Source organism: Streptomyces sp. NPDC002886 (genome assembly GCF_042888445.1).
Classification (GTDB): Bacteria; Actinomycetota; Actinomycetes; order Streptomycetales; family Streptomycetaceae; genus Streptomyces.
Map to the genome: position 1 here is coordinate 47,417 of NZ_JBIAPV010000009.1, position 26,885 is coordinate 74,301.

At 72.8% G+C, this 26,885-nt stretch carries 23 protein-coding genes; 6 read left to right on the forward strand and 17 right to left on the reverse strand.

The features are described from left to right. Positions 1 to 3: 3 nt before the first annotated feature. The 4 genes from ACFYYB_RS31400 to ACFYYB_RS31415 form a co-directional block, all read right to left on the reverse strand. Positions 4 to 1,083: a membrane dipeptidase gene (locus ACFYYB_RS31400; protein ID WP_389439542.1), complete on the reverse strand. Its 1,080-nt coding sequence runs from the start codon at positions 1,081 to 1,083 to the stop codon at positions 4 to 6. Positions 1,084 to 1,290: 207 nt separating this feature from the next. Continuing rightward, positions 1,291 to 2,502, reverse strand: coding sequence for a dipeptidase (locus ACFYYB_RS31405; protein WP_389439544.1), 1,212 nt, complete (start codon positions 2,500 to 2,502; stop codon positions 1,291 to 1,293). Beyond that, entirely contained in the window at positions 2,499 to 3,035 is a 537-nt protein-coding gene (gene purE / locus ACFYYB_RS31410) for a 5-(carboxyamino)imidazole ribonucleotide mutase (RefSeq protein WP_389439546.1), read from the reverse strand. Before purE ends, ACFYYB_RS31405 begins: the two co-directional genes overlap by 4 nt. After that, positions 3,032 to 4,171 carry a 5-(carboxyamino)imidazole ribonucleotide synthase gene (locus ACFYYB_RS31415; protein ID WP_389439548.1) on the reverse strand — a complete coding sequence of 380 codons (1,140 nt, stop codon included), beginning with the start codon at positions 4,169 to 4,171 and terminating at the stop codon, positions 3,032 to 3,034. Before ACFYYB_RS31415 ends, purE begins: the two co-directional genes overlap by 4 nt. Before the next feature lie 268 nt (positions 4,172 to 4,439). On the opposite strand from ACFYYB_RS31415, the gene ACFYYB_RS31420 reads away from it, so the two are divergent. After that, positions 4,440 to 4,997, forward strand: coding sequence for a GtrA family protein (locus ACFYYB_RS31420; RefSeq protein ID WP_389439550.1), 558 nt, complete (start codon positions 4,440 to 4,442; stop codon positions 4,995 to 4,997). A gap of 52 nt (positions 4,998 to 5,049) precedes the next feature. Here the strand turns inward: ACFYYB_RS31420 and ACFYYB_RS31425 are convergent, their stop codons facing one another. Beyond that, positions 5,050 to 6,315 carry an ATP-binding protein gene (locus ACFYYB_RS31425; protein WP_389439552.1) on the reverse strand — a complete coding sequence of 422 codons (1,266 nt, stop codon included), beginning with the start codon at positions 6,313 to 6,315 and terminating at the stop codon, positions 5,050 to 5,052. 80 nt (positions 6,316 to 6,395) lie between these two features. Next, positions 6,396 to 7,073, reverse strand: coding sequence for a response regulator transcription factor (locus tag ACFYYB_RS31430; RefSeq protein WP_243335168.1), 678 nt, complete (start codon positions 7,071 to 7,073; stop codon positions 6,396 to 6,398). 495 nt (positions 7,074 to 7,568) lie between these two features. On the opposite strand from ACFYYB_RS31430, the gene ACFYYB_RS31435 reads away from it, so the two are divergent. After that, positions 7,569 to 9,065 carry a peptide MFS transporter gene (locus ACFYYB_RS31435; RefSeq protein WP_389439554.1) on the forward strand — a complete coding sequence of 499 codons (1,497 nt, stop codon included), beginning with the start codon at positions 7,569 to 7,571 and terminating at the stop codon, positions 9,063 to 9,065. Positions 9,066 to 9,174: 109 nt separating this feature from the next. On the opposite strand, the gene ACFYYB_RS31440 is transcribed toward ACFYYB_RS31435, so the two are convergent. The 8 genes from ACFYYB_RS31440 to hutU all read right to left on the reverse strand — a co-directional run bounded on the left by ACFYYB_RS31440 (position 9,175) and on the right by hutU (position 19,166). Next, positions 9,175 to 10,506: a hypothetical protein gene (locus ACFYYB_RS31440; RefSeq protein WP_389439556.1), complete on the reverse strand. Its 1,332-nt coding sequence runs from the start codon at positions 10,504 to 10,506 to the stop codon at positions 9,175 to 9,177. Then, positions 10,503 to 11,684 carry a hypothetical protein gene (locus ACFYYB_RS31445; RefSeq protein ID WP_389439558.1) on the reverse strand — a complete coding sequence of 394 codons (1,182 nt, stop codon included), beginning with the start codon at positions 11,682 to 11,684 and terminating at the stop codon, positions 10,503 to 10,505. The genes ACFYYB_RS31440 and ACFYYB_RS31445 overlap by 4 nt, the downstream gene beginning before the upstream one ends. A 5-nt stretch (positions 11,685 to 11,689) precedes the next feature. Beyond that, complete coding sequence (locus tag ACFYYB_RS31450) at positions 11,690 to 12,742, reverse strand: hypothetical protein (protein ID WP_389439560.1); 1,053 nt, start codon at positions 12,740 to 12,742, stop codon at positions 11,690 to 11,692. Between the two features lie 17 nt (positions 12,743 to 12,759). After that, a complete protein-coding gene (locus ACFYYB_RS31455) occupies positions 12,760 to 13,419 on the reverse strand; it encodes an LPXTG cell wall anchor domain-containing protein (protein ID WP_327306411.1) in 660 nt (219 codons plus the stop codon). Between the two features lie 176 nt (positions 13,420 to 13,595). After that, positions 13,596 to 14,774 carry an imidazolonepropionase gene (gene hutI, locus ACFYYB_RS31460; RefSeq protein ID WP_389439562.1) on the reverse strand — a complete coding sequence of 393 codons (1,179 nt, stop codon included), beginning with the start codon at positions 14,772 to 14,774 and terminating at the stop codon, positions 13,596 to 13,598. Positions 14,775 to 14,944: 170 nt separating this feature from the next. Next, a complete protein-coding gene (locus tag ACFYYB_RS31465; protein ID WP_389439564.1) occupies positions 14,945 to 16,285 on the reverse strand; it encodes a formimidoylglutamate deiminase in 1,341 nt (446 codons plus the stop codon). Continuing rightward, positions 16,276 to 17,466: an allantoate amidohydrolase gene (locus ACFYYB_RS31470; RefSeq protein ID WP_389439948.1), complete on the reverse strand. Its 1,191-nt coding sequence runs from the start codon at positions 17,464 to 17,466 to the stop codon at positions 16,276 to 16,278. Before ACFYYB_RS31470 ends, ACFYYB_RS31465 begins: the two co-directional genes overlap by 10 nt. A gap of 35 nt (positions 17,467 to 17,501) precedes the next feature. Continuing rightward, on the reverse strand, positions 17,502 to 19,166 hold the full coding sequence (gene hutU, locus ACFYYB_RS31475; protein ID WP_389439566.1) for a urocanate hydratase: 1,665 nt from the start codon (positions 19,164 to 19,166) through the stop codon (positions 17,502 to 17,504). A 104-nt stretch (positions 19,167 to 19,270) separates the two neighbouring features. Here hutU and ACFYYB_RS31480 point away from each other — a divergent pair, with 104 nt between their 5' ends. Next, positions 19,271 to 20,644, forward strand: coding sequence for a diaminopimelate decarboxylase (locus ACFYYB_RS31480; RefSeq protein WP_389439568.1), 1,374 nt, complete (start codon positions 19,271 to 19,273; stop codon positions 20,642 to 20,644). A 51-nt stretch (positions 20,645 to 20,695) separates the two neighbouring features. On the opposite strand, the gene ACFYYB_RS31485 is transcribed toward ACFYYB_RS31480, so the two are convergent. Next, a complete protein-coding gene (locus ACFYYB_RS31485) occupies positions 20,696 to 21,706 on the reverse strand; it encodes a quinone oxidoreductase family protein (protein ID WP_389439570.1) in 1,011 nt (336 codons plus the stop codon). A gap of 327 nt (positions 21,707 to 22,033) precedes the next feature. Continuing rightward, the gene (locus ACFYYB_RS31490) at positions 22,034 to 22,591 is read right to left on the reverse strand and encodes a TetR family transcriptional regulator (RefSeq protein WP_389439572.1); all 558 of its coding nucleotides are present in this window, start codon (positions 22,589 to 22,591) and stop codon (positions 22,034 to 22,036) included. Positions 22,592 to 22,698: 107 nt separating this feature from the next. Between ACFYYB_RS31490 and ACFYYB_RS31495 the strand changes: the two genes are divergently transcribed. After that, positions 22,699 to 23,862, forward strand: a complete 1,164-nt coding sequence (locus ACFYYB_RS31495) for an FAD-dependent oxidoreductase (RefSeq protein ID WP_389439574.1) — start codon at positions 22,699 to 22,701, stop codon at positions 23,860 to 23,862. Positions 23,863 to 23,902: 40 nt separating this feature from the next. Here ACFYYB_RS31495 and ACFYYB_RS31500 read toward each other — a convergent pair whose 3' ends face one another. Further along, positions 23,903 to 24,745, reverse strand: a complete 843-nt coding sequence (locus ACFYYB_RS31500; protein ID WP_389439576.1) for a MurR/RpiR family transcriptional regulator — start codon at positions 24,743 to 24,745, stop codon at positions 23,903 to 23,905. A gap of 323 nt (positions 24,746 to 25,068) precedes the next feature. Here ACFYYB_RS31500 and ACFYYB_RS31505 point away from each other — a divergent pair, with 323 nt between their 5' ends. Together ACFYYB_RS31505 and ACFYYB_RS31510 are read left to right on the forward strand one after the other, a co-directional pair. Continuing rightward, complete coding sequence (locus ACFYYB_RS31505) at positions 25,069 to 26,331, forward strand: MFS transporter (protein WP_389439578.1); 1,263 nt, start codon at positions 25,069 to 25,071, stop codon at positions 26,329 to 26,331. A gap of 9 nt (positions 26,332 to 26,340) precedes the next feature. Then, a complete protein-coding gene (locus tag ACFYYB_RS31510) occupies positions 26,341 to 26,733 on the forward strand; it encodes a hypothetical protein (protein ID WP_389439580.1) in 393 nt (130 codons plus the stop codon). The last annotated feature ends 152 nt before the right edge of the window (positions 26,734 to 26,885 follow it).

Consider the following 26,885-nt stretch of genomic DNA (forward strand, 5'->3'; position numbering starts at 1 on the left):
CGCTCAGGCGGCGGCCCTGCGGTGCTGGGCCGCGCGGGCCGTGAACTCCGCGTCGCGCACCACCCGCTGGGCGTTGCCCCAGGTGAGCAGGGCGAGGTCGGTCTCCGGCCAGCCCCGCTCCAGGAGTTCCGCGATCAGCCGCGGGTAGCCCGAGGGGTCCGTCAGTCCCGTCGGCCGGCTGATGCCCGGCTCGGCGCCGAAGCCGGCGCCCAGGCCCACGCAGTGGGGGCCCGCGACGGCTCGTACGTGCTCCACGTGGTCCGCGACCGCGTGCAGGGAGTCCCCGGTGAGCGCGGTGTCGAAGCCGACCATCACCAGGCCGTTCGCCGCGCGCAGCGCGAGCAGCACCTCGTCGGTCACGTTGTCCGGGTGCGGATTGAGGGCGGCGGCCCCGGTGTGCGAGATGATCACCGGCGCCTTGGAGGCCGCGGCGAGCTGGCAGGCCGGTGCGGGCGGGCAGCCCCTGAGGTCCAGCAGCATCGCCAGCCGGTTCATCTCCTTGACCACCTCGTGGCCGAAGGCGGTCAGTCCCTCCGTCGCCCAGGGGGCCCCGGCCGGCGCGAGGATCCGTACGCCCAGCGCGTGGAAGGCGCGCAGCGCGCCCAGCGAGTCCGTCAGGGTGCGGCCGGGCACGGGGCCGAGGAAGGAGGCGATGCGGCCCCGGTTCCGGGCGTCCGCCAGGTCGTCGGCGGTCAGCGCGAGGCAGAGGCTGTCGGGGTACCGGCGCATCAGGGCCAGGGCCCCGTCGATCTGTTCGAGGGTGTCGGACACCACCTGATCGGTGGCGGCGGCCTCGCGCGGCATGAGCAGCGACCAGAACTGGGCCCCCACTCCCCCGGCGCGCAGCCGCGGGATGTCGGTGTCGACGCCCGCGTCCGAGGTCTCGATGTCGTGGTACGGACTGGCGCGAAGGGTCCAGACGAGGGTGTTGCTGCCATCCGCGACGGGATGGACGCTGAGCAGTGCGGCGGCCCGGTCCAGGGCGCCCGGGAGCAACGTGCCGGTGGGATCCTCGGCTCCCAGGGAGCCGGGACCCACGGGGGCCACCGGGTTCGTGTGCGGTTCGTCCTGCAGGTCGGCCATGGCGTGCGCTCCGGTCTCGGCGGCTGTGTCGTTGCGAAAAGCAGCGGGAGAGAAGCAGGGAAGATGTTGCCACCGTGACATGTGGGACGCCGGAGGCGCCCGGCGGATGTGGCGTTCGGGTGTAACCGGCGCAGGTGTGCGCTGGTCACGGCCCGTGCGCCGGATCCGCCGGGCGGGCCGGGCGGGAAGCGGCGGGGCTCCTCGGCCTCAGGCCTGGAGCACCGCGTTGGACGGGCCCCGGGAGGCCGACTGCTCGCGCGCCACCGCTTCGGCGTCGCGCAGCGTCCGTACCGCGTTCGACCAGGTCAGCTTGGCCAGGTCGGCCTTCGACCAGCGGCGTGCCAGCAGTTCGGCGACCAGGTTGGGGTACCCGGCCACGTCGTCCAGCCCGGCCGGGGTGAAGGCGGTGCCGTCGTAGTCCCCGCCGATGCCGATGTGGTCGACGCCGGCCACCTCGCGCATGTGGTCGAGGTGGTCGGCGACCGTGGCGGCCGTGGCCACCGGGCGCGGACGGGCCTCCTCGAAGGCCCGGTGCAAGGCCATCGCCGCCGGGGTGGTGTCGAGGTGGTGGTGGCCGTGCGCGCGCAGGTTCTCGTCGGCCGCCAGGGTCCACTCGACGGCTGCCGGGAGGATGAACTTGGGCACGAAGGTGGCCATCGCGATCCCGCCGTTGGCCGGCAGCAGCGCCAGCACGTCGTCGGGGATGTTGCGCACGTGGTCGCAGACCGCCCGCGCCGAGGAGTGCGAGAAGACCACCGGCGCGGCCGTGACCGCGAGCGCGTCGCGCATCGTGGTCGCGGCGACGTGCGAGAGGTCGACCAGCATGCCGATCCGGTTCATCTCGCGGACGACCTCGCGGCCGAAGTCGCTCAGCCCCCCGTGCCGGGGTTCGTCGGTCGCCGAGTCCGCCCAGTCGATGGTGTCGTTGTGCGTGAGCGTCATGTACCGCACGCCGAGCTGGTGCAGGGCGCGCAGGGTGGCGAGCGAGTTGTTGATGGAGTGCCCGCCCTCGGCGCCCATCAGCGAGGCGATCCGGCCCTCCGCGCGCGCCGCCTCCATGTCGTCGGCCGTCAGCGCCCGCACCAGGTCGTGCGGGTAGCGGTCGATCAGCTGGGCGACGACGTCGATCTGCTCCAGGGTGGCGCTGACCGCGTCGTCCCCGGCGTAGTCGGAGCGCACGTAGACCGACCAGAACTGCGCGCCGACCCCGCCGGCGCGCAGCCGGGGGATGTCGGTGTGCAGGTGACCCTTCTGGTCGCGGCCGATGTCGCGCCGGTCCAGGTCGTAGCGCACGGTCTCGCGCAGGGCCCAGGGCAGGTCGTTGTGCCCGTCGACGACCGGGTGCTCGGCGAGCAGTTCGCGCGCCGCGTCCAGGTGCCGGGACGCGTCCGCGGCCCCCGCGGCGCTGCCGGGGGTCACTTGCCGAATCCGAAGGAGTCCTGCCCCGCGACCTTCGTACGCAGCCGCTTGCCCTTCTCGGTGGCCTGGTCGTTCAGGTCCTGGAGGAAGTCGGTCATACGGGCCCGCAGCTCCGGGTCGTGCGCGGCCAGCATCCGTACGGCGAGCAGCCCGGCGTTGCGGGCGCCGGCGATCGAGACGGTGGCGACGGGGATCCCGGCCGGCATCTGGACGATCGACATCAGGGAGTCCATGCCGTCGAGGTACTTCAGCGGGACGGGCACGCCGATGACCGGCAGCGGGGTGACGGAGGCGAGCATCCCGGGCAGGTGGGCGGCGCCGCCCGCGCCCGCGATGATCGCCTTGAGGCCGCGTCCGTCGGCCCGCTCCCCGTACGCGATCATCTCGCGCGGCATCCGGTGCGCGGAGACCACGTCCACCTCGTAGGGGATCTCGAACTCGTCGAGGGCCTGGGCGGCGGCCTCCATGACGGGCCAGTCGGAGTCCGAGCCCATGACGATGCCGATGACGGGAGCTGCTGCGGAGGTGCTCATTCTTGGATGGTTCCTCTGAGGTAGCCGGCTGCGTGACGTGCGCGCTCCAGCACATCGTCCAGATCGTCGCCGTAGGTGTTGACGTGGCCGACCTTGCGGCCTTGTTTCACGTCCTTGCCGTACATGTGGATCTTCAGCTGGGGGTCGTGGGCCATGCAGTGCAGGTACGCCGCGTACATGTCGGGGTAGTCCCCGCCGAGCACGTTGGCCATGACCGTCCAGCGGGCGCGGGGGCGCGGGTCGCCGAGAGGGAGGTCCAGGACGGCCCGCACGTGGTTGGCGAACTGGGAGGTGATGGCACCGTCCTGCGTCCAGTGCCCGCTGTTGTGCGGGCGCATGGCCAGTTCGTTGACCAGGATCCGGCCGTCGGTGGTCTCGAAGAGCTCCACGGCCAGGTGGCCGGTCACGTCGAGTTCCTTGGCGATGCGCAGGGCCAGGGCCTGGGCCTCGCCGGCCAGGTCCTCCGAGAGGTTCGGGGCGGGGGCGATGACCGTGTCGCAGACCCCGTCGACCTGGATGGACTCCACTACGGGATAGGACACGGCCTGGCCGTGCGGGGAGCGGACGATGTTGGCCGCGAGCTCGCGGACGAAGTCCACCTTCTCCTCGGCCAAGACCGGGACGCCCGCCTTGAACGGGGCCTCGGCGTCCGCCGGCGTACGGACGAACCACACGCCCTTTCCGTCGTACCCGCCGCGCACCGTCTTGAGGATGACGGGGAACCCGCCGACCTCTTCGGCGAAGGCGGCCGCGTCCGCCGGATCGCTCACGATCCGGTGGCGGGGGCTGGGCGCGCCGATCGCGTCGAGCTTGGCGCGCATCACCCCCTTGTCCGCGGCGTGCACCAACGCGTCGGGCCCCGGGCGGACGGCGATGCCGTCGGCTTCCAGGGCCCGCAGGTGCGCGATGGGCACGTGCTCGTGGTCGAAGGTGATCACGTCACAGCCGCGCGCGAAGGCGCGCAGGGTCTCCAGATCGCGATAGTCGCCGATGACGACGTCGCTCACGACCTGGGCCGCCGAGTCCTGTGGGGTGTCACTGAGGATCTTGAATCTGATGCCGAGGGGGATACCCGCCTCGTGGGTCATGCGGGCGAGCTGTCCGCCGCCGACCATGCCGACTACCGGGAACGTCACTCCTCCAGGGTATCCGGCGGTATTCCGCCATCCGGACCCACCCGGGGACGGTCCTGGCCGGTACCCGCCGCTCGCGCGCGGCGGGAGCCGGTCGGGAGTCCTGCGGGAGTGCGGCGGCCGGGCGGCGGGTGTGCCGTGTGTCGCACGGTGTCCGAAGGCGCAGACGTACCGATGGGGCGACACTTAGCATGGGCGCGCACGGGTCAAACGTGTGGAGTAGACGTGTGACGCCTCATACGGGGGCCCCGAAGACAGGACTGAGCCTCATATGAGCAAGCCGGAGAACGGATCCGTCCTCGGCCGTGCGCGCGGTCTCGCGCGCGAGATCGCCAGGTTCGGGGCCGTCGGCGGGCTGGGGGTCCTGGTCAACCTGGGCGTCTTCAACCTGATCCGGCAGGTCACCGACCTCCAGGTGGTGCGCGCGAGCGTGATAGCCACTCTGGTCGCCATCGTCACGAACTACCTGGGCTTCCGCTACTTCGCCTACCGGGACCGGGCCGACCGGACCGGTACGGGCCGCACCCGCGAGCTCGGGCTGTTCGTCGCGTTCAGCGCGATCGGGCTCGTGATCGAGAACGGCATCCTCTTCACCGCCACCTACGGCTTCCACTGGGACGGGCCGCTCGCCTCGAACTTCTTCAAGTTCACCGGCATCGGCATCGCCACCGTGTTCCGCTTCTGGTCCTACCGCACCTGGGTCTTCAAGGCCCTGCCGGCGCAGCCCGCGGCCTCGCTGGTCGTCGAGCAGCGTGACGGCCAGACCGCGACCGCGCCGGACGCGCAGGCCGCCCCGCCGGCGCGGACCCCGGAGACCGCGGCCAACTGAGGCCCGCGGCGGCGGCTCCCGCCGCCCCGGCCGCCCGCCGTCCCCGCTGCCCTCAGCGGACCGTCTGCTCCGGCTCCGCGGGCGTGGGCGCGGTCCGGCTCAGGAACAGGGCGAACACCGGCGGCCGGGCCTGGAGCAGCTCCAGGCGGCCGCCGTCGGCCTCCGCGAGGTCCCGGGCCACGGCGAGGCCGATGCCGGTGGAGTTGCGGCCGCTGATGGCCCGCTCGAAGATCCGGTTGCCGAGGTCCGGCGGGACGCCCGGCCCCTCGTCGGTGACCTCCAGTACGGCCTGGTTGCCGATCACACGGGTCCGCAGCGCCACGGTGCCGCCTCCGTGCATGAGGGAGTTCTCCACCAGCGTCGCCAGGACCTGCGAGACCGCCCCGGGGGTGCCCACGGCGCGGATGCCGGTCTTCCCGGAGCGGACGACGGCCCGGCCCGCGCTGCGGTAGGCGGGGCGCCACTCCTCCAGCTGCTGTTTGACGACCTCGTCCAGGTCGAAGGGGACGGCCGAGCCCGTGCGCGGGTCCCTGGAGTTCGTCAGCAGCCGCTGGACCACGTCCGTGAGCCGTTCCACCTGGGTGAGGGCGATCGTCGCCTCCTCCCGCACGGTCTCCAGGTCGTCGGTGACCGTGATCTCCTCCAGCCGCATCGACAGGGCCGTGAGCGGGGTGCGCAGCTGGTGCGAGGCGTCCGCTGCCAGCCGCCGCTCGGCCGTGAGCATGCGGCCGATCCGCTCGGCGCTGGAGTCCAGTACGTCCGCGACCCGGTCCAGCTCGGGGACCCCGTACCGCTTGTGGCGGGGTCGCGGGTCGCCCGATCCGAGGCGCTCGGCCGTCTCGGCGAGGTCGGTCAGCGGGGAGGCCAGCCGGTTGGCCTGGCGTACGGCGAGCAGGACGGCCGCCACGACGGCCAGCAGGGCGACGGCGCCGACCACGGCCAGGGTCCGGCCCACCTCGCGGGTGACGGTGGACCGGGACTCCTCGACGACCACGGTCTCGCCCTGCTCTCCGCGGGCGGTGCCCCGGACGACGCTGTCGGCGATGCGGGTCCCGATCTCGACCGGTTCACGGCCGGGGATCGTGATCCGGGCGTACCGGCCGGCGCCGAGCTGTTCGGCGAGCGCACCGGGGTCGAGCGGCTGCTTCTCCAGGACCTCGCTCTCGACGGTCCCCACCAGCCGCAGCGCCTCGGACTCGATGCGGTCCTGGGCGCTGCTGGTGATGGTGCGGGTCTCGACGATGACGAGGGAGACCCCGAAGACGGCGATGACGACGAGCACCACGGCGAGCGTGGAGTTGATCAGGCGGCGACGCATGACTCCGAGGATGCCCTAGACAGCCGGATATACGGCCCCGGGTGGCTCCCGGGAGGTTCCGGCTTTCCCCGAAGGGGCTCTCAGCTCTTCTCGAAGCGGAAGCCGACCCCGCGGACGGTGGCGATGTAGCGGGGGTTGGCCGCGTCGTCGCCGAGCTTCTTGCGGAGCCAGGAGATGTGCATGTCGAGGGTCTTGGTGGAGGACCACCAGGTGGTGTCCCAGACCTCGCGCATGAGCTGGTCGCGGGTGACGACCCGGCCCGCGTCGCGGACCAGGACCCGGAGCAGGTCGAACTCCTTCGCGGTGAGCTGGAGCTCCTCCTCGCCCATCCACGCGCGGTGCGATTCGACGTCGATCCGCACCCCGTGGGTGGCCGGGGCCTGGGAGGCCTCGGTGGCGCCGCGCCGCAGCAGGGCCCGGACACGGGCGAGCAGCTCGGCGAGCCGGAAGGGCTTGGTCACGTAGTCGTCGGCGCCGGCGTCCAGGCCGACGACCGTGTCGACCTCGTCGGCGCGGGCGGTGAGGACCAGGATCGGGAACCCGTGCCCCTCGGCGCGCAGCCGGCGGGCGACCTCCAGCCCGTCCATGCCCGGCAGCCCCAGGTCCAGCACGACGAGGTCGATGCCGCCCTGCAGTCCCGCGTCCAGGGCGGTGGGGCCGTCCTCCCGGACCTCGACCTCGTACCCTTCCCGGCGCAAGGCGCGGGCCAGGGGTTCCGAGATGGATGCGTCGTCCTCGGCGAGCAGTACACGCGTCATGTGGGTGATGGTAGTCCGCGGCGGGGGAAAGAAGAGGCCCGCCTACAGGCCCCTGTATATCTGCCCTCGCGGACTACTAACGGCCTTCGAATGTAGCCAGTTGGTTCCACCGCAGCCTGTGATCCATATCTCAAGTGCTTTCATATGCGCCACTGTCGTGTCGTATGGTGTCGAGACGCCTGATGCACTACCTCCAAGAGACTTTCGAGCGAAAAACAGCCGAAAGTCTCTATTTCTGCCCTGATCGGGCAGGCATTGTTGTCGCACCGCCCGTTCCGGGCAGCAGATGACAGTGAATGACCTATGGGCCGGGCCCTTCGCGCGATGGAGCGCGAGGGGCGTGGATCCCGGTTGCGGATGTTCCTTCGTCTTCGCCCCCGCGGAGCGAGACCCCCGGGCGTGGGGTCCGGGACACCCGAAGCCGGTACCGGCCACCCCTCACCGGGCGCCGTCGAGCTCACGAAGCCGCGCGTCCCGAGCAAGCAAGGATCGACCATGGCTTCCAGCCTGACGAAGGACTCGGCCGGTACCTCGGCCGAGAAGACCTTCCTCGGACACCCCAGCGGCCTCGCCTTCCTCTTCATGACGGAGATGTGGGAGCGCTACAGCTTCTACGGCATGCGTGCCCTGCTCGTGCTCTTCCTGGCCACCAACGTGGCCGACGGTGGTCTCGGGATGAAGGACGCGACCGCGGTCGCGATCTACTCCGTCTACAACGCGATGGTCTACCTGCTCGCCCTCCCGGGCGGCTGGCTCGGTGACCGCGTGTGGGGCGCCCGCAAGGCCGTGGCCGTCGCCGGTGTCGTGATCATGACGGGTCACTTCCTGCTGGCGGTGCCCTCGTCCATCTCGTTCTTCATCGGCCTGGCGCTCATCGCCGCCGGTTCCGGCGTGCTCAAGGCCAACATCTCCACGATGGTCGGCCAGCTGTACAAGGACAAGAACGACCCCCGCCGTGACGGTGGCTTCACGATCTTCTACATGGGCATCAACCTCGGCGCCTTCTTCGCCCCGCTGACCATCGGCTACGTCGGCCAGGAGATCAACTGGCACCTCGGCTTCGCCATGGCCGGTGTCGGCATGGCCCTGGGCCTCGCCTTCTACTTCTTCGGCTTCCGCCACCTGAACCCGGTCTCCAACACGGTTCCGAGCCCGCTGAGCGCCGCCGAGAAGTCCTCCCTCGTCAAGAAGGGCCTGATCTGGCTCGGCGTCGCCGTGGCCGCCTACGCGATCATCGGCCTGGCCGGCATCTTCACGATCAACTACGCGCTGTGGCCGCTGACCATCGCCGGTCTGGTTCTCCCCGCCTGGGCGATCCTGCGCATCAAGCGCGACAAGGACCTCTCGGGCGTCGAGCGCTCGCGCATGTCGGCGTACGTCTGGTTCTTCGTCGCCGCCGCGATCTTCTGGGCGATCTACGACCAGACCGGCTCCACGCTGGCCCTGTTCGCGAAGGACAGCACGAACAGCACGCTGTTCGGCTTCGACTTCCCGGAGAGCTGGTTCCAGTCGCTCAACCCGCTGTTCGTGATGGCGCTCGCGCCCCTCTTCGCGATGCTGTGGGTGGCGCTGGCCCGTCGCTCCAAGGAGCCCACCACCCTGGCGAAGTTCTCCTTCGCGCTGATCATGATCGGCGTCTCCTTCGGCGTCATGATGGTCGCCCAGGGCCTGGCCGGCGGCGACACGAAGGTCAGCCCGATGTGGCTGGTCGGCGTCTACTTCATCCAGACCGTCGGTGAGCTCACCCTCTCCCCCGTCGGCCTGTCGCTGACGACCAAGCTGGCGCCGCAGAAGTACGCCTCCCAGATGATGGGTGTCTTCTTCCTCGCGGTCACCGCCGGTGACTCCACGATCGCCCTGCTCCAGCTGCTCGGCGCCCCGACGGACACCCAGGGCTGGTTCGCCACCCAGGGCGTGCTCGCGGTGCTCGCCGGTATCGCGATCTACATGTACCGCAAGAAGGTCCAGCCCCTCATGGGCGGCGTGCACTGACGCACCCCCCGACAGGGCGAACGGAACGGCCCGGCACACCGCGAGGTGTGCCGGGCCGTTCCGTTCTGCCGTACGGGCCGTTCCGTGGTGCCGGCGGGCCGGTGTGCCGTTACCGCTGGCCGCGCAGGCGGCGCCACGGGGTGAAGGTGAAGACGGCCGCGCCGAGGAGCATCACCGTGCCGGCGACCAGGGCCAGGGCCTTGATGCCGCCGTCGTCCGAGGCTCCGGTCTGGGCGAGGCCGCCCGAGGTGCTGCCCGAGGAGCCCGCGGCACCCGACGAGCCGGAGGTGCCCGAGCCGCCCGGCTGGGCGGCGGTGTCGAGCGTGAGCGACGCCGTGGCACCGCTCGCGACGCAGGGCACCACGATCGGCTTGCCGCCGGGGGCCATGACCACGTTGATCGTCAGGTTGCCCGGGGTCAGCGTGGTCTTGCCGGTCTTGCCCGGCTTGTAGCTGCCCTTCATGTCACTGAGGCTGACCGGTGCGCCGCCCTTGATCGGGTCGGGGTTGCCCGGTCCGGTGACCTTGACGGTGCCGCTGTCGGCGCCGCCGAGCTTGATGTCCATGGAGGGCTGGAGCGCCCCCGCCGGAAGGTCCATGGGGCTGTTCATCACGCCCTTGGCGGTCGCGGCGGTCAGGTCGTAGCTGCCGCCGTTCTTCTTCGCGCTGATCGTCACCCTGCCCTTCAGGGGGCCGTCGGGCATGAAGGTCCCGCAGTCGAAGGTGACGTCCACGGGCTGACCCGGGAAGTCGGTCTGGCCCCCGCCGGTCGGGGACGGCGCGGGGCTGGTGGGAGGCGCGCTGGTCGGGGGCCGGGTCGTCGGCGGCGCGCTGGTCGGGGGCTGGCTCGTCGGCGACGGGCTCGGGGACGGGCTCGTCGGAGACGGGCTCGTGGGCGGCGTGCTGCCCGCCGGGCTGACCTTGATGGTCGCGCCGGTCGGGACCGCGCCCGTCGGGTCGCACCGGGTGTTGACGTTGAAGCCGCTGACGTTGACGTTGTACCAAGCGGGGGTCACGGTGACGTCCCCCGCCGTGGTCAGCTTGAACGTGCCCTCCATGGGTGACAGCTTCATGGGGGAGTTCTTGGGGATCTTCGGGTTCTTGCGCTCGCCCTCCACCTTGAGCACCCCGGTCTGGGCGCCCGCCAGCTTCATCTCGCCGCTCGGCTTGACCGTGTCCGCGTCCAGGTCGACGAAGCCGGGGTTGTCGGCCGCCGCCTTCACGGTCTCCCAGACCACCTTCACCTCGTCCCCGACCTTGGCGTCCGCCGGTGCGGTGATCTTGGCCGTGGTCGGGCCGACCACGTCCGAACCGACCGGCGGTACGCACTTCACCTCGAAGGTGACTTCCGCGGCCTGGGCGGGCGTCGCCACCATCACAAGGCCCGCACCGCCGAGCAGCAGCGCGATCGCGGCCGCGCTCGCCCTCCGTTGGGTCTTCACGAGTGTCCTTTCGTCGTCGGACTGTTCTCAGACGGTGCGGACGTCTGTGGTGCAGGTGCTTCGGTTTCCTGTGTCCCCGGCGCGCTGTCCGGGGTGAACCACGGCAGTGCCGCCGTGGTGGTCTGTGGGGGTTCGGCCGGTGGGGCGGAGCGGGCCAGCGGTCCTCGTACGGGGACCCGCGCGGGTCCCCGTACCGCCGGGATCCGCGGCAGCCGGGCGGTCACCGCCACCGCCGGGTCCGGCCGGTGGCCGCGGTGGCGGCCTCCGAGCACCGCGAGACCCGCGCGGGGGCGGACCTTGTCCACGACGGCCATGCCGATGCGGAAGACGGCGGCCGGGATCACCAGCAGGAGCAGGCCCCAGAACAGCAGCACCCCGTACGGGCGGTCCACGCCCCAGGGCTGCGTGGCCAGCACCGTCTCCCCGTACTTGAGGGAGAGGGTGTAGTCCCCGTGGGCGCCCGCGGTCAGGGTGGCGTCGAGGGCGACCTCGGCCTTGCCGCCGGGCGGGATGGTGCCCTTCCAGCGGACCTCCTCCCAGGTCGGCGCGAACACCCCGTGGGCGGTGCCGAGCTGGAAGACCGGGTCCTTGACCGCGGCGGAGCCGAGATTGCCCACGGTGACCGTGAACGTGCGGGCGGGCGGGGCCCCGAACCAGGTCAGCACCCCGTCCTCGCCCTTGAGCCGGACCCCGGTGAGCAGCGCCAGCCGGGCCGTGCCGCCCTCGGCGGGCAGGTCGGCGACCGGGTGGTCGGTGATCTTCAGCGGGGCCGCGATGGTGGACTGGTCCCCGTTGACGGAGGTCACGTTGACCACGCAGGGGCAGGGCTTGGGCGGGGCGACCACCGGGAGCTGGGCGGAGAAGTGCCCGTCGTCGGCGACCGAGACGGCCACCCCGTCGGCGTTGGCGCAGCTGTTGGTGCCGCCGATCATGTTCTGCCCGCAGACCAGCAGCATCACCATGGTCTTGGCCCGCCAGCCGGTTCCGGTCACGGCTATCTGCGTGCCCTTGGCCGCTTCCTTGAGCGAGAGGGCCACGGCGGGCTTGGCCCCGTCGTCCGCGGCGGCCGGGGCCGCCGCGAACAGCGCCAGCGCGCACACCGCCAGACCCGCCGCCAGCCCCGCGCGTCCCGCCGCGACCAGGGCCCTGACCTTGCCGCCGTGTCTCCCACCGGCCATGGCGCTCACCTGGGTGCTCCCGTCAACTCGTGTTCCGGCGCTGGGGATTCTTCGGGTACGGCGCTCCCGTGCGGCGCGGGCCCGGGCCCGTCACCGGACCGGATCCGCCGCTTGCGTACGAGGAGCAGCGCGCCCGCGGCCACGGCGCCGAGGCCCAGCAGCCCGAGGCCGGTCGTGCCCGCGATGCCCCAGGGCACGAACCAGGCCGAGGTGCTTCCCGTGGCGCGGGCGCCGCCGGGGGCCGTGACGGTGAGGGTCAGTGCGACCCGGTCGAACACGGGCGCACCGGGCCAGGGTTCGGTCAGCTCGACGCGCTGGCCGGGCAGCACCTCGACGGGCAGGGTGCGGACGCTGCGGCCCGCGACCTTGCCGAGGGTTCCCTCGGCGCTGATGGCGAGCTCGGGGGCGAGGGCCACGTTGCCGCGGTTGACCAGGGTGTAGGCGACGCGCGCGGTCGCGCCCTTGCCCCGTACGGAGACGTCCTCGACCGTGAGCGCCGCCAGCGCCGGGCCGCCGACGCGCAGGTGGACCCGTACGCCCACCTCGCGGCCGGACTCGGTGGCGACGACGGCGGCCGGGTGGTCCCCCGGCGGGGAGCCGGGCGGCACGGTGACGGTGAAGGGGACCACGGCGCGGGTGTGCGCCGGGACCTTGACCGTGGTGCCCGCGCCGAAGCTGATCCAGGGGCCCGCGCCGCCGGCGTGCCCTTCCGAGCCGCCTGCGGCGGCGGGCCCGGCGGGGCGCACGGCGAAGGCGCCGTCCGCCGTGTTGTAGACGTCGGCGCCGCGCAGGGTGATGGTGTGCTCTTGGTCGCTGGTGTTGGCCAGGACGAGGCGGTCCTCCAGCACCGTGCCGGAGGGACCGGCCAGGTAGAAGTACGGGCGGGCCCCGGCCTTCGCCGCCGCCGGCGCGCTCCCGGCGACGGGCTCGGCGGTCCAGCCGGGCCCGTCGGCGGCGGCCGGCGCCGCCACCGCGCAGGGGAGCACGGCGGCGGCCACGGCGGCGATGGTGGCGAGGAGGAGCCCGCCTGGCCTTCGGGGCGAGTGGAGCACGGGCATGACCGGGTGCGCTCCGTTCAGGACCGGGCCCGCTGGCCGCGCCGGGTCAGCCAGAGCACGCCGGCGGCGCCGGAGAGGATCACGGTGGCGCCGAGGGTTCCGAGGGCGATGGCGGAGTCCTCGGGACCGGTCTGCGGGAGGCTGTCCCCGGTGGTGCTGCCGCCCGCGGCGCCCGCCACGTCGAGTTCGAGCGACGGCTTGGGGCTGTTGCCCGGGGTGCAGGTGGTGGTCGTACCCATCGCCTTGATCGTGAGCACGCCCGGCGTGAGGGTGACCTTGCCGGACTTCTTGGGCGTGTACGTGCCCGAGAGATCACTGATCTTGATGGGGGTGTTGGCCGGAACGGCCTCGGAGTTGGGCGCCCCGGAGACCGGGACCGACGCCTTCTCCGCTCCGTCGACCATGATCACGGCGCTGGGCGTCATCGCGCCCTTGCCGAGCTCGATGGGGCTGGAGGAGACGCCCTTCTGGAAGGACATCGTCAGCTTGTACCCGCTGCCTTCCTTGACTCCCTTGATCTCGATCGGCGAGACCGCCGACTTGTCCCCGATGGGGGTCTTGCAGTCGTACTGGACGTCGACAACGGCCGCATGGGCTGCGGGGGCGGCCAGCAGTACCGCCGCCCCCGCCAGCGCGGAGGCCAGCGCGAGCGCGGTGGAACGTTTCCGGTCGGACACCTTCGTCTTCCCCTCGAACCTTGGCCACAAGTTACTGACGGCACATCAGATTGGTGGCTCAAGGTAGCCCCGGGGCCTTACGGAGGGAAGACAAAGGACGACGCCGTATCAACAGCCCGTCCATAGGCCGCGATCCGCGCCCGGCGGCGGATCGCGGCGTCCGGATACCGGCTGTTTCAGGCCGTCTTGAGGCCCTTCTGCCAGACGGCCGAGACCAGCGGAACACCCGGCCGGTAGGCGAGGTGGACGTGGCTGGGGGCGTCGAGCAGGGCCAGGTCCGCGCGGGCGCCGGGGGTCAGGGTGCCGATGTCGGCGCGGCGCAGGGCGCGGGCGCCGCCGGCGGTGGCGGACCACAGGGCCTCGTCCGGGGTCATCCCCATGTCGCGAACGGCGAGGGCGATGCAGAACGGCATCGAGCTCGTGTAGGAGGAGCCCGGGTTGCAGTCGGTCGACAGCGCCACGGTGGCCCCCGCGTCGAGGAGCCGGCGGGCGTCGGGCCACTGCGCGCGGGTGGAGAACTCGGCGCCGGGCAGCAGGGTGGCCACGGTCGTGCCGGACGCCTGGGCGAGGGCGTCCACGTCGGCGTCGGTGAGGTGGGTGCAGTGGTCGGCGGAGGCCGCCTCCAGCTCGACGGCGAGCTGGACGCCGGGGCCGTGGGACAGCTGGTTGGCGTGGACGCGCGGGATCAGCCCGGCGGCGGCGCCGGCGGTGAGGATCGCCCGCGCCTGGTCGCCGTCGAAGGCGCCCTTCTCGCAGAACACGTCCACCCACCGGGCGTACGGGGCGCAGGCGGTCAGCATCTCGCCGGTGACGAGGGCCACGTAGCCCGCCGGGTCGTCGGCGTAGTCCGGGGAGACGATGTGCGCGCCGAGGTAGGTGACCTCCTCGGTGTGCGCGGCGGCGATGCGGAGGGCTCGTGCCTCGTCCTGGACCGTGAGGCCGTAGCCGGACTTGGTCTCGAAGGTGGTGGTGCCCTGGCGGCGGGCCTCGTGGAGGTGGCGCACCAGGTTCGCTTCGAGCGCGGCGTCGGAGGCGGCGCGGGTGGCGGCGACGGTGGTGCGGATGCCTCCGGCGGAGTAGGCGCGGCCGGACATCCGGGCGTTGAACTCCGCGGTGCGGTCGCCCGCGAAGACGAGGTGGGAGTGGGAGTCGACGAAGCCGGGGATCACGGCGCGGCCCTGGGCGTCGTACGCCGTGTCCGTGGCGGGGGCCTTGTCGGCGGGGCCGACCCAGGCGATGCGGTCGCCGTCGATCACCACGGCCGCGTTCTGGATGAGGCCGAGGGGGGTGCCGTCGCCGAGGGCGGGGTCGTTGGTGACGAGGCTGCCGATGTTGGTGATGGCTGTGGTGGTCATGATCCCTCGGGGTCGTCGAGTTGTTTGTTCCCCCACCCCGCCCCTTCCCGAAACCGGGGCTCCGCCCCGGACCCCGATCCGGGGCGGAGCCCCGAGGCGGGCGCTGGCGGCGGCAGCCCCCGGTTTCGGGAAGGGGCGGGGTGGGGGAAGGCCCGCCGCGGGCGGAGTCGTCAGCCGCGGAGGGCGGCGATGGTGGTGGCCAGGGCCGTCGGGACGTCGGGGACCAGGGTGTGGGCGCCGTCGCGGACGATGTGGCGGCCGCCTACCACCGTGTGGCGGACGTCCGCGGCCGAGGCGGCGAAGACGGCCGTCTCCGCGCCGAGGCGGGGAAGCGCTCCCGCCGTGCGGACGGAGTCCAGGGCGATGGTGGTGAAGTCGGCGAGGGCGCCCGCCTCCAGTCGGCCCGCATCGGACCAGCCGAGGGCCGCGTGCCCGTCCTCCGTGGCGGCGGTGAGCAGGGCGTTCGCCGTCCAGTGGCCCCGCGTACGGCTGCTCAGGCGCTCGTTCAGTTCCATCGCCCGCGCCTCTTCGAGCAGGTCGATCACCGCATGGCTGTCGCTGCCCAGCGAGAGCGGACTGCCCGCGCGCTGGAGGCGGACGGCCGGGCCGATGCCGTCGGCGAGGTCGCGTTCGGTGGTGGGGCACATGCAGGTGCCGGTGGTGGTGGAGCCCAGGAGCGCGATGTCCGCGTCGGTGAGGTGCGTGTTGTGCACCCCGGTGGTGCGCGGGCCGAGCACCCCGTGGTCGGCGAGCAGTTGGGTCGGGGTGCGGCCGTGGGCCGCCAGGCAGGCGTCGTTCTCGGCGGTCTGCTCCGAGAGGTGGACGTGGAGCGGGGCCCGGCGTGCGGACGCCCAGCCGGCGACGGTGGCCAGCTCCCCGGCCGGTACCGCGCGCACCGAGTGGATCGCGGCGCCGATCAGGGCGTGCTCGCGGGACTTGAGCGCCGAGACCCGCTCGGCCCAGGCGTCCGCGGTGCCGTCGGAGAAGCGCAGCTGGTGGGGGTTCGGGGCTTCGCCGAAGCCCGCCGACAGGTACGCCGTGTCGAGGAGCGTGATGCGGATGCCGGCCTCGGCGGCGGCCGCGATCAGGGCCTCGCCCATGGCGTTGGGGTCGGCGTACGGGACCCCGCCGGGGGCGTGGTGGACGTAGTGGAACTCGCCCACCGCGGTGATGCCGGCCAGCGCCATCTCGGCGTAGACGGCGCGGGCGAGCGCGAAGTAGCTGTCGGGGGTGAGGTTCTGGGCGACCTTGTACATGAAGTCGCGCCAGGTCCAGAAGGTGCCCGAGCCGACCTGCACGGTCGAGCGCAGGGCCCGGTGGAAGGCGTGGCTGTGCGCGTTGGCCAGGCCCGGGAGGGTCAGTCCGCGCAGGACCTCGGCGCCCGGGGGCGGGGTCTCGACCCCGATGCGCAGGGCGGAGATCCGCCCGTCGTCCGTTGCGTCCAGGGCGACGCCCGGCTCGACATGGGTGCCGAGCCAGGCGTGCTCCAGCCAGTACGTCTTCAGCGGCACGCGAGGCCTTCCAGTACGTCGGCGAGGGCGAGGACGCCTGCCACGCAGTCGTCCTCGGCGGCGAACTCCCGCGGGGAGTGCGAGACCCCGGTGGGGTTGCGCACGAACAGCATGGCGGTCGGGACGGCCGCCGAGAGGATTCCGGCGTCGTGTCCCGCGCCCGTGCCGAGCACGGGGACGGCTCCGCCGAGGATGCGGTTCATCTCCTCGCGCAGGGCGTGCTCGAACTCGACGACCGGGGTGAAGGACTCCCGGACGACGTCCAGGTCGATGCCCTCCGCGTCCGCCCGCTCGCGGGCGGCCTTCTCGATCGCGGTCACGACCGTGTCGAGGGTCGCCTGGTCCGCGGCGCGGGAGTCGAGCCAGCCGCGCACGAGCGAGGGGATCGCGTTGACCCCGTTGGGCTCGACGGCGATCTTCCCGAAGGTGGCCACGGCCCCGGCGAGGGCCGCCTCGGCGCGGGCCGCGAGCACGGTCTGCGCGTAGGTGAGCATCGGGTCGCGGCGGTCGGCCAGCCGGGTGGTGCCGGCGTGGTTGGCCTCGCCGCGGAAATCGAAGCGCCAGCGGCCGTGCGGCCAGATCGCGGAGGCGATGCCGACGCGGTCCCCGGACAGGTCCAGGGCGCGGCCCTGTTCCACGTGCAGTTCGACGAAGGCGCCGATGCGGGCGAGCCGTTCGGGGTCGGCGCCGATGGCGGCGGGGTCGTACCCGGCCGCCTCCATGGCCTGCGGGAGGCTCACGCCGTCCGCGTCGCGGAGCTCGTACGCCTTCTCCTTGGTCAGCTGCCCGGCGGCCAGCCGGGAGCCGACGCAGGCCAGCCCGAAGCGGGCCCCTTCCTCGTCGCCGAAGTTGGTGATGGCCAGGGGCCTGGAGAACTCTGCTCCCCTCCTGCGGAGTTCGTCCAGGGCCGCGAAGGAGGACACCACCCCGAGGGGGCCGTCGAAGGCCCCGCCGTCGGGGACGGAGTCCAGGTGGGAGCCGGTGACGACGGCGTCACCGGCCAGGGGGTCGCCGAGCCAGGCCCACTGGTTGCCGTTGCGGTCGGTCTCGTACGCGAGTCCGCGCGCCTCGGCCTGTGCCTGGAACCACGTACGGCAGTCGGCATCGGCGGCGGTCCACGCGTAGCGGCGGTAGCCGCCGGAGTCCGCGTGGCGGCCGATGGGCCGGAGCTCGTCCCACATCGTGTGGAACGAGGCTCCGGCGGCGGCGTGCTCGCTCACGCGTCGTCGCCCTCGCGCATCGGGATGCGGACGTCGCGCTCGTCGGCGACCGTCTCGGCGATGTCGTAGCCGGCGTCGACGTGGCGGATGACGCCCATGCCGGGGTCGTTGGTCAGGACGCGGCGGATCTTCTCGCCCGCGAGCTTCGTGCCGTCGGCGACCGTGACCTGGCCCGCGTGGATGGAACGGCCCATGCCGACGCCGCCGCCGTGGTGGATGGAGACCCAGGACGCGCCGGAGGCCACGTTGACCATGGCGTTGAGCAGCGGCCAGTCGGCGATCGCGTCGGAGCCGTCGAGCATGGCCTCGGTCTCGCGGTACGGGGAGGCCACCGAGCCGCAGTCGAGGTGGTCGCGGCCGATGACCAGCGGCGCGGCGAGGGTGCCGTCGGCGACCATCTCGTTGAAGCGCTCGCCGGCCTTGTCGCGCTCGCCGTAGCCGAGCCAGCAGATGCGCGCGGGCAGGCCCTGGAAGTGGACGCGCTCGCCGGCCATCTTGATCCAGCGGTGCAGGGACTCGTTCTCGGGGAAGAGTTCCAGCATCGCCTTGTCGGTCTTGTGGATGTCCGAGGCCTCGCCGGACAGCGCCGCCCAGCGGAAGGGGCCCTTGCCCTCGCAGAACAGCGGCCGGATGTAGGCGGGGACGAAGCCGGGGAAGGCGAACGCGCGGTCGTAGCCGGCCAGCTGGGCCTCGCCGCGGATGGAGTTGCCGTAGTCGAAGACCTCGGCGCCCGCGTCCATGAAGCCGACCATGGCCTCGACGTGCGTGGCCATGGACTCGCGGGCACGGGTGGTGAAGCCGGCCGGGTCCTTGGCCGCGTAGGCCGCCATGTCGTCGAAGTCGACGCCCACGGGCAGGTACGCGAGCGGGTCGTGGGCCGAGGTCTGGTCGGTCACGATGTCGATCGGCGCGCCCTCGGCCAGCATCTGCGGGAGCAGGTCGGCGGCGTTGCCGAGCAGGCCGATGGAGAGCGGCTTGCGGGCGTCGCGGGCCTCGACGGCGAGCTGCAGCGCGTGCCGCAGGTCGTTCGCCTTGACGTCCAGGTAGCGGTGCTCGATGCGGCGGTCGATGGCGCGCGGGTCCACGTCGATGCAGATGGCGACGCCGTCGTTCATCGTCACGGCCAGCGGCTGGGCGCCGCCCATGCCGCCGAGGCCGGCGGTGAGGGTGATGGTGCCGGCGAGGGTCCCGTTGAACTTCTTGGCGGCGACGGCCGCGAAGGTCTCGTAGGTCCCCTGCAGGATCCCCTGGGTGCCGATGTAGATCCACGAGCCGGCCGTCATCTGGCCGTACATGGTCAGGCCCAGGTTCTCCAGGCGGCGGAACTCCTCCCAGTTGGCCCAGTCGCCGACCAGGTTGGAGTTGGCGAGGAGCACGCGCGGCGCCCACTCGTGCGTCTGCATGACACCGACCGGGCGGCCGGACTGGACGAGCATCGTCTCGTCCTGCTTGAGGGTCTGGAGGGTGCGGACCATCGCGTCGTACGAGCGCCAGTCGCGGGCGGCCTTGCCGGTGCCGCCGTAGACGACGAGCTTGTCGGGGTGCTCGGCCACCTCGGGGTCGAGGTTGTTCTGGAGCATCCGCAGCGCGGCCTCCTGCTGCCATCCCAGGGTGCTCAGCTCGGTACCTCGCGCGGCACGTACGGGGCGGGGTCCTGACATGGCGGTGCCTCCTCCGTTGTTGGTCAATCTATTCACATCTTCACTCCCTGAATAGGTTCAGTCAACAGCTGCGGGCGGACGCGCCGGATGATGGGATGGCGGACATGGCAGCCGACGCACCAGCGCACGCCACCGAGGACTCCGCCGAGGACTCCACCCGGGAGGCGGCCCGCCGACGGGACCTGGCCGTACGGGCCGCCGTCGAACAGGGCCTGATCGACGAGGACGCTCCCGTCCTCTGCCTGCTCGACACGGCGGGCATCCGCGCCTCCGCCGCCGCCCTGACCGGCGCCTTCGCCCGCGCCCTCGCCCCCGGCACCCCCGTCCTGCACGCCTTCGCCGTCAAGGCCGCCCCGCTCGTCCCCGTACTGCGGCTGCTCGCCGACGCCGGACTGGGCTGCGAGGTCGCCAGCCCCGGCGAGCTGGCCCTGGCCCGCGCGGCCGGGGTCGCGCCGGAGCGCATCGTCCTCGACTCCCCCGCGAAGACGGCCGCCGAGCTGCGGGAGGCCCTCGCCCTGGGCGTCGCGGTGAACGCCGACAACCGCCAGGAACTGGAACGCCTCGATATCCTCGTCGCCCGGGCGGCCACCACCTCCCCGATCGGCGTACGGATCAACCCGCAGACCGGCGCGGGCAGCATCGACGCCCTCTCCACCGCCACGGCCACCTCGAAGTTCGGCATCGCGCTGCGCGATCCGGGCGCGCGCGAGCGGCTCGTACGGGCGTACCTGGACCGGCCGTGGCTCACCCGGCTGCACACCCACTCGGGCTCGCAGGGAGTTCCGCTCCAGCTGATCGCCGAAGGGGTACGGGAGCTGTACGCCCTGGCCGAGGAGATCAACGCGGCGGCCGGGCGGCGGCAGGTCGACACCCTGGACATCGGCGGCGGGCTGCCGGTGAACTTCGCCTCGGACACCGTCACCCCCACCCACGCGGAGTACGTGAGCGTGCTGCGCTCGGCCGTCCCCGGACTCTTCTCCGGGGCGTACGGGCTGGTCACGGAGTTCGGCCGGTCCCTCACGGCCAAGCACGGGCTGGTGCTGACCCGCGTCGAGTACACGAAGACCACCGGCGGGCGGCCGATCGCGCTCACGCACGCGGGGGTCCAGCTGGCGACCCGCACGGTGTACGCCCCGGCGGCCTGGCCGCTGCGCATCCTCCCCTACTCCGCGAAGGGGGCTCCGCTGACGGGGCCGCCCGTCGCCCAGGACGTCGCCGGACCGGCGTGCTTCGCGGGTGACCTCCTCGCCGCCGCGCGGGAACTGCCCCTGCTGGCTCCGGGGGACCTGGTCTGCGTGCCCGACACGGGGGCGTACGCCTTCACCGCGCACTACGGCTACAACAGCCTGCCCCGCCCGGCGATCCACGGCTTCGCGGTGACCCCCTCGGGGGTCCGCTTCACCCTGGCCCGCGCCCCACAACCCCTGTCCGCCATCACCGCAGAGGCGGGCGCGGCCACCCCGAACGCCCTCCTCTGACCCCGGTACGGCGCGGGCGGACTTGATCTCGGCCCGACCTCGTCACCGCGGTCAGCTCTGCGTCTCCTCGCGGCGTCCGAGAGCGGCCGCATCGGGTATGACGAGCAGCTTGCCGGTGGTACGCCGAGCCTCCAGATCACTGTGGGCCCGGGCCGCCTCGGACAATGCGTAGCGGCCCGTCACGGCGACCTCGAGCGCCTTGGAACGCACCCACTCGAACACATCGGCGGCCCGTCGGAGCAGTTCGGACCGATCGGCGATGAAGTCCCCGAGGCTGGGCCGGATCAGGGTCAGCGAACCGCCGTGGGCGAGCCGAATCGGATCGAACGGCGGCACGGCACCACTCGCCGCGCCGAAGAGCACCAGATGGCCGCGGGTTCGCAGGCTGGCGAGGCTCGCATCGAAGGTGTGCGCGCCGACGCCGTCGAAGACGACCGGCAGCCCCTGACCGCCGTTGAGCCGCCTCACCTCGGCTGCGAGATCGTCGACCGTGGAGGACAGGATCACCTCGGCGGCCCCGGCACGCTTCGCCAGCTCGGCCTTCGCCGTGGTCGACGTCGTGCCGATCACCCTGCCGCCGAGATGGGTGATGAGCTGGGTCAAAAGCAGCCCCATGCCGCCGGCAGCCGCATGCACGAGCACGGTGTCGCCCCCCTGAACCGGGTAGGCGTCCTTGATGAGATAGTGCGCGGTCATGCCTTGGAGGAGCACGGCGGCGGCCGTCTCGAAGCCGATGTCGTCGGGCAGCGGCACCAGCCGGGAGGAGTCCACGACGGCCCGCTCGGCATACGTGCCGAGAATCTCCACCCAACCGACCCGGTCCCCGACTGCGACGTCAACGACCCCGGGTCCGACTTCGACGACCGTGCCGGCGCCCTCAGCGCCCGGGGTGAAGGGCAGCGGGAAGCTGTACCGGCCTTCGCGGTAATAGACGTCGAGGAAGTTGACCCCGGACGCGGCGACCTCCACGACCGCCTCACCCGGACCCGGCCGCGGCTGGTCCACCTCGACCTCCCGCAGCACCTCGGGACCGCCCACTTCGTACACCTGAATAGCTCGCATGATCGTCCAACCCCGTTGATGGGGGATCTGATTCCCACAAACGCCGAGGCCGGAGGCCGCGTGCCGGGTCGGTGCCGGGGGCGGGGTGGGGTGTTGGCCTGGACGTAAAACGTGATTTGTGGCGCTGGAGCACGCCGGGCCCTGTCGGAGTAGGTCACAGGGCGCCTAAATCATGCAGTCCAGGCCAACACCCCACCCCGCCCCCGGCACCGACCCCCACCGCAGCAAGCCCCACACCGGCACAACCCCAGCCCCGCCGGCGCTTGAGGCGCAGGGGCACGGGGACAGCGTCCCCGGCAACGGCGCCGCACGAAGGACCCGCCAGGGCTACAGCACCGCAGCCACCCCCGGCGAAACCGCCGCGATCACCTCCTCCGGCGAGAGCCCCGCCATCGGGGGCAGCCGGAGCAGATACCGCGTCAGCGCCAGCCCCAGCAGCTGCGTGGCCACCAGCCCCGCCACCCGCTCCCCCCGGTCGGGGCCCAGCGCCGGCGCGACCTGGGCCGCGAAGACCTCCCGCATCCGGGCCGCCGCCGCCTCGTGCGTCACCGCGGAGCGCAACAGCACGAGCAGCGCGTCATCCGCCGGATCCCCCTCCCACCGCTCCACGAAGTGCCGTACGAGCGCCTGCGCCAACTCCCCCGCCGGTACCGCCGCCAGGTCCGGCAGCCGCAGGTCCACCGCGAGGGCCGCGTCGAAGAGGCCCTCCTTGTTCCCGAAGTACCGCATCACCATCGACGGGTCGATCCCCGCGTCCGCCGCGACACCGCGGATCGTCGTCCGCTCGTACCCCTGCGCGGCGAATCGTTCCCGCGCCGCCCGCAGAATCGCCGCCTTGGTCTGCCCGCCCCGGGTCTCACCCGTCGCCACTCCATCCCTCTTCATGCCAACAACCGTAGGCCAACAACCGTTGACACACCACCCCGCCCGCCCCCATCCTGAGGTCAACAGCCGTTGGCCAACAACCGTTGGCATCCAGGAGGAGACCCCAGATGTCGCTCCCCGCCACCACCCGCGTCGCCATCGTCGGAGCCGGTCCCACCGGCCTCACCCTCGCCCTGACCCTCGCCGAGGCGGGCATCGACTTCGTGCTCCTGGACCGGCAGGCCGAGGGCGCCAACACCTCCCGCGCCGCCGTGGTCCACGCCCGCACCCTGGAGGTCCTCGACGAGCTCGACCCGGCCGCCTCCGCCGAGCTGGTCCGGCGCGGCACCCCCGTCACCCGGTTCCGGATCCGCGACGGCGCCCGCCCGCTCGCCGCCGTCACCTTCGACGGCCTGCCCACGGCCCACGCGTACGCCCTGATGGTTCCCCAGGACCAGACGGAGGCCGTGCTCCTCGCCCGGCTCCGCGCCCTCGGCGGCGACGTCCACCGCCCGTACGAGGTCACCGCCGTCACCCAGGACGCCACCGGGGTCGTCCTCACCACCGCCACCGGCGAGACCCTGCGGGCCGCCTACGCCGTCGGCGCCGACGGGATGCACAGCACGGTCCGCGAGGCCGCCGGGATCGGCTTCACCGGCAGCGCCTACGAGGAGTCCTTCGTCCTCGCCGACGTGACGATGGACTGGGCTCCGGGCCCCCAGGAGGTCTCCCTCACCTTCGGAGCGGCCGGCCCCACCGTGGTGGCCCCGCTCCCCGGGGGCCGCTACCGCGTGGTCACCACCGTCGCCGACGCCCCCGCCGAGCCGGACCTGCCCTTCGTCCAGGCGCTGCTGGACACCCGCGCCCCCGGCCAGGCCACCGTCACCGACGTCGTCTGGTCCTCGCGGTTCCGGGTCCACCACCGGGTCGCGGACCGGTACCGCGCCGGCCGCCTGCTGCTCGCGGGCGACGCCGCGCACGTGCACAGCCCGGCCGGCGGCCAGGGCATGAACACCGGCATCCAGGACGGCCACGCCCTCGGCCGCGCCCTCGCCACCGCCCTGACCACCTCCCTCATCACCGGCACGGACGAGGCCCTCGACGCCTACGAGGCCACCCGGCGGCCCGTAGCCCTGCGCGTGATCGCGCTGACCGACCGGATGACCCGGATCGCCGCCACCCGCAACCACGCCGTGCGCGCCGTACGCAACACCCTGCTCCCGCTCTTGGCCCGCATCCCGGCGCTCAACAAGCGCCTGGCGACCGAACTGGCGGAACTGAACTACCGCTAGACAACCCAGCGGGGACAGGGGCCCATCCACCCGGCGAGCCCTACTCCACGAACAGCCCCCGCGCCGCGGCCCGTGTGTCGAAGGCCTCCAGCCGGGCCTGCGCGTCCGGCAGCCCGTCCGCCATCGCCTCCAGCAGCACCCGGCCCAGCAGCATCGGCGCGCACGCCGTGTCGAAGGCCAGGCCCGTGCCGACGGGCGCCGGGATCAGCAGGTCGGAGTGGCGGGCCACCGGCGCGAAGGCCGAGTCGGCGACCGTGACCACGGTCAGCCCGGCCCCCCGCGCGTGCTCCAGGGCCTCGGCGACCTCCTTCGGATGGCGGGGCAGCGCGAAGCACAACAGGGCCGAGGCTCCCGCGCCCGCGGCCGCGTCGATCCGGTCGGCGAGCATGGAGCCGCCCTCGTCGAACAGACGCACGTCCGGATGGACCTTCGCCGCGAAGTACGCGAACCCGCGCGCCTGCGAGGACGCCGCGCGCAGCCCCAGGACGGGCAGCGGGCTCGACCCGGCCAGCAGCCGGCCCGCCTCGCGCACCGGCTCCGGGTCGGCGAGCATCGCGGAGAGCTGCCGCAGGTTCTCGATCTCGCCCTGGACGGCCTGCTGGTACTCGTTGTACGTGTCCTGCTCCCCGCCCCCGGCCCGCTCGGCGGGGGCCACTTCCCGCAGGTGCCGGCGCAGCGCGGGATAGCCGTCGAAGCCCAGCGCCACCGCGAACCGGGTCACCGACGGCTGGCTCACCCCGGCCAGCTCGGCGAGCTCCACGCTCGACAGGAACGGCACCTCGGCCGCCCCGCGCACCATGCAGTGGGCGATGCGCCGCTGCGTGGGCGTCAGCCGGTGCCCTTCGAACAGCTTCTGCAGCCGGGCCGCAGGGCTCTCGCTCATCCCGTTCCCCTCCGTCCCGTCCCTCGGGCGGCCGGGCGGCCACCGACGGGATATTCAGTCTCCGAGCACTCTGCATGCGGCTATGCAGGACGGCAACCCGATCCCGTAATCCGAGACCTCCCGGCGACCCTCCGGAGGCCCTCCGACGGCCCTCCGACGGTCCTTCACGAGCCCCCCCGGCCGGCCTCCCCGCGAGCCGCCCCGGCAGCCGCCCGGACCCGGATCAATTCCCTTGACCGACCCGAGGCCGGCACTTGATCCTCAAGGGCCGGCCACCCCCATCCACCGGCCAACCCCCACCGAATTCAAGCGAATTGGCCCCCATGGTGTCTTCGTCCGTCTCCGCCCCGCCCCTGCCCGGAACCCGCCTCTGGACCAGGAACTTCGGTCTGTTCTTCACCGCCCGCGTCGTGTCGATGCTGGGCGACATGATGATGCCGGTCGCCCTGGCCGTCGCCGTGCTCTCGCTCGGCTACGGGGTGAGCGGCATCGGGTACGCGCTGGGCGCCTGGATGGGGTCCTTCGCCCTCTTCATCGTCTTCGGCGGGGTGATCGCGGACCGCTTCCATCCCCTCCCGCAGATGATCGGCGCCGACGCGGTCCGCTGCGCGGCCCAGGGCTCCTTCGCCGTCTACCTCTGGACGGGCCACCCCACCCTCTGGTTCGTCATCGGCGGATCGGTCCTCGGCGGCATCGCGACCGCGATGTTCCAGCCGGGCACCGCCAGCCTCGTTCCCCAGGTCTCCGCCGACCCCACCCAGGCCAACGGGGTCCTGCGGGTGAGCCAGGGGATGGCCACGATGGCCGGTCCGGCGCTCGCCGGCGTCCTCGTCGCCGCCACCTCCACGGCCTGGGTGTTCGTGATCGACGCCGCCACCTTCGCCATCAGCGGGGTCTGCCTGCTCGCGCTGCGGCTCCCCCGCCTCGCACCCGACCGGTCCCAGTCCATGCTCACGAACCTGCGGGAGGGCTGGGAGGAGTTCCGCTCCAGGTCCTGGCTGTGGGCCGTGATCCTGATCTGGTGGGTGCTCGGCGTCTTCGTCTGGGGCCCGCTCACCCCGCTCGGCGCGGCCTCGATCATCGCCGAGCACGGCAAGGCCGCCTTCGGGTACGCGGAGGGCGCCTTCGGGGCCGGCTGCGTACTCGGCGGGCTCGTCGCGATCCGGCTCCGCCCGGCCCGCCCGCTGTTCGGCGGCGGCGTCGCCATGTTCCTGTTCCCGATGATGCCGCTGGCCGCGGCCCTGGTCCCGGCCCTGCCGCTGCTCATGCTCGGCTACGCGATCAGCGGCGTGGGCTGGGCGTTCTGGGGCGTCCAGTGGTCCACCACGATGCAGACCCAGATACCCGAGGACCGGCTCAACCGCGTGACCGCGTACGAGGTGGGCGGTTCGATCCTCGCCATCCCCCTCGGCCAGGTCCTGGCGGGCCCGGCGAGCGGCCTCTTCGGCATCCGCCCGCTCCTGCTGGCCGGCGCCGCGATCAGCCTCGGCTGCGCCCTGGCCCTCCTCCTCGTCCGACCCGTCCGGGAGCTCGTCCGACGCGATACGGGGGCTAACCCCCGTGCCGGCAAGGACGCCGGATCCTAGGGTGGCGGGATGGAGTCCCAAGAGCTGAAGAAGGAATTCTCCGCCACCCTCGACGCCCGGCGGGAGCTCGGGGCGGAGTACGAGGCCGAGCTGGTCGACTCGTTCGTGGAGAAGGTGGACACGCAGGTCCGGCGGCACCTCGCGGAGGAGCGGCTCTCCGCCGCCCGCGGCACCCGGCCCGGCGCGGCGGACTCCCGGGACGGCGGCTTCGGCGAGCGCTTCGGCTTCGCGATCATCACCCTGGTGCTGGCGATCCCGCTCTCCGCGATCGGCGCCGCCCAGGCGGATCTCAGCGGCCTGGTCGTGGTCTGGCTCGGCATCCTGGGCGTCAACTACGCCCACGCGGCGAAGTTCTCCCGCCTCCGCCTCTGGGGCGAGCGCCGTACCGATCAGCTGAACTGACGGCCAGGCGGCCGGGGCGTCGCGGGCGGCCCGCGCACATGTTTATGCGCGGGGACCGCCGCACCCCGGTTTCCCGGGGGCGGGACGACGGCGGTCCCCGCGCAGGACACGGGCCGGGTCAGGGCCGTCCGCGCGTCCGTGGCGTCCAACGC

Excerpts from the sequence above, each read along its gene's own strand:
- ACFYYB_RS31400 (WP_389439542.1), bottom strand. The coding sequence starts at position 1,083 with ATGGCCGACCTGCAGGACGAACCGCACACGAACCCGGTGGCCCCCGTG.
- purE (WP_389439546.1), bottom strand. The coding sequence starts at position 3,035 with ATGAGCACCTCCGCAGCAGCTCCCGTCATCGGCATCGTCATGGGCTCG.
- ACFYYB_RS31420 (WP_389439550.1), top strand. The coding sequence starts at position 4,440 with ATGAGCAAGCCGGAGAACGGATCCGTCCTCGGCCGTGCGCGCGGTCTC.
- ACFYYB_RS31425 (WP_389439552.1), bottom strand. The coding sequence starts at position 6,315 with ATGCGTCGCCGCCTGATCAACTCCACGCTCGCCGTGGTGCTCGTCGTC.
- ACFYYB_RS31430 (WP_243335168.1), bottom strand. The coding sequence starts at position 7,073 with ATGACGCGTGTACTGCTCGCCGAGGACGACGCATCCATCTCGGAACCC.
- ACFYYB_RS31435 (WP_389439554.1), top strand. The coding sequence starts at position 7,569 with ATGGCTTCCAGCCTGACGAAGGACTCGGCCGGTACCTCGGCCGAGAAG.
- ACFYYB_RS31445 (WP_389439558.1), bottom strand. The coding sequence starts at position 11,684 with ATGGCCGGTGGGAGACACGGCGGCAAGGTCAGGGCCCTGGTCGCGGCG.
- ACFYYB_RS31450 (WP_389439560.1), bottom strand. The coding sequence starts at position 12,742 with ATGCCCGTGCTCCACTCGCCCCGAAGGCCAGGCGGGCTCCTCCTCGCC.
- hutI (WP_389439562.1), bottom strand. The coding sequence starts at position 14,774 with ATGACCACCACAGCCATCACCAACATCGGCAGCCTCGTCACCAACGAC.
- ACFYYB_RS31470 (WP_389439948.1), bottom strand. The coding sequence starts at position 17,466 with ATGTGGGACGAGCTCCGGCCCATCGGCCGCCACGCGGACTCCGGCGGC.
- hutU (WP_389439566.1), bottom strand. The coding sequence starts at position 19,166 with ATGTCAGGACCCCGCCCCGTACGTGCCGCGCGAGGTACCGAGCTGAGC.
- ACFYYB_RS31480 (WP_389439568.1), top strand. The coding sequence starts at position 19,271 with ATGGCAGCCGACGCACCAGCGCACGCCACCGAGGACTCCGCCGAGGAC.
- ACFYYB_RS31485 (WP_389439570.1), bottom strand. The coding sequence starts at position 21,706 with ATGCGAGCTATTCAGGTGTACGAAGTGGGCGGTCCCGAGGTGCTGCGG.
- ACFYYB_RS31490 (WP_389439572.1), bottom strand. The coding sequence starts at position 22,591 with ATGAAGAGGGATGGAGTGGCGACGGGTGAGACCCGGGGCGGGCAGACC.
- ACFYYB_RS31495 (WP_389439574.1), top strand. The coding sequence starts at position 22,699 with ATGTCGCTCCCCGCCACCACCCGCGTCGCCATCGTCGGAGCCGGTCCC.
- ACFYYB_RS31500 (WP_389439576.1), bottom strand. The coding sequence starts at position 24,745 with ATGAGCGAGAGCCCTGCGGCCCGGCTGCAGAAGCTGTTCGAAGGGCAC.
- ACFYYB_RS31505 (WP_389439578.1), top strand. The coding sequence starts at position 25,069 with ATGGTGTCTTCGTCCGTCTCCGCCCCGCCCCTGCCCGGAACCCGCCTC.
- ACFYYB_RS31510 (WP_389439580.1), top strand. The coding sequence starts at position 26,341 with ATGGAGTCCCAAGAGCTGAAGAAGGAATTCTCCGCCACCCTCGACGCC.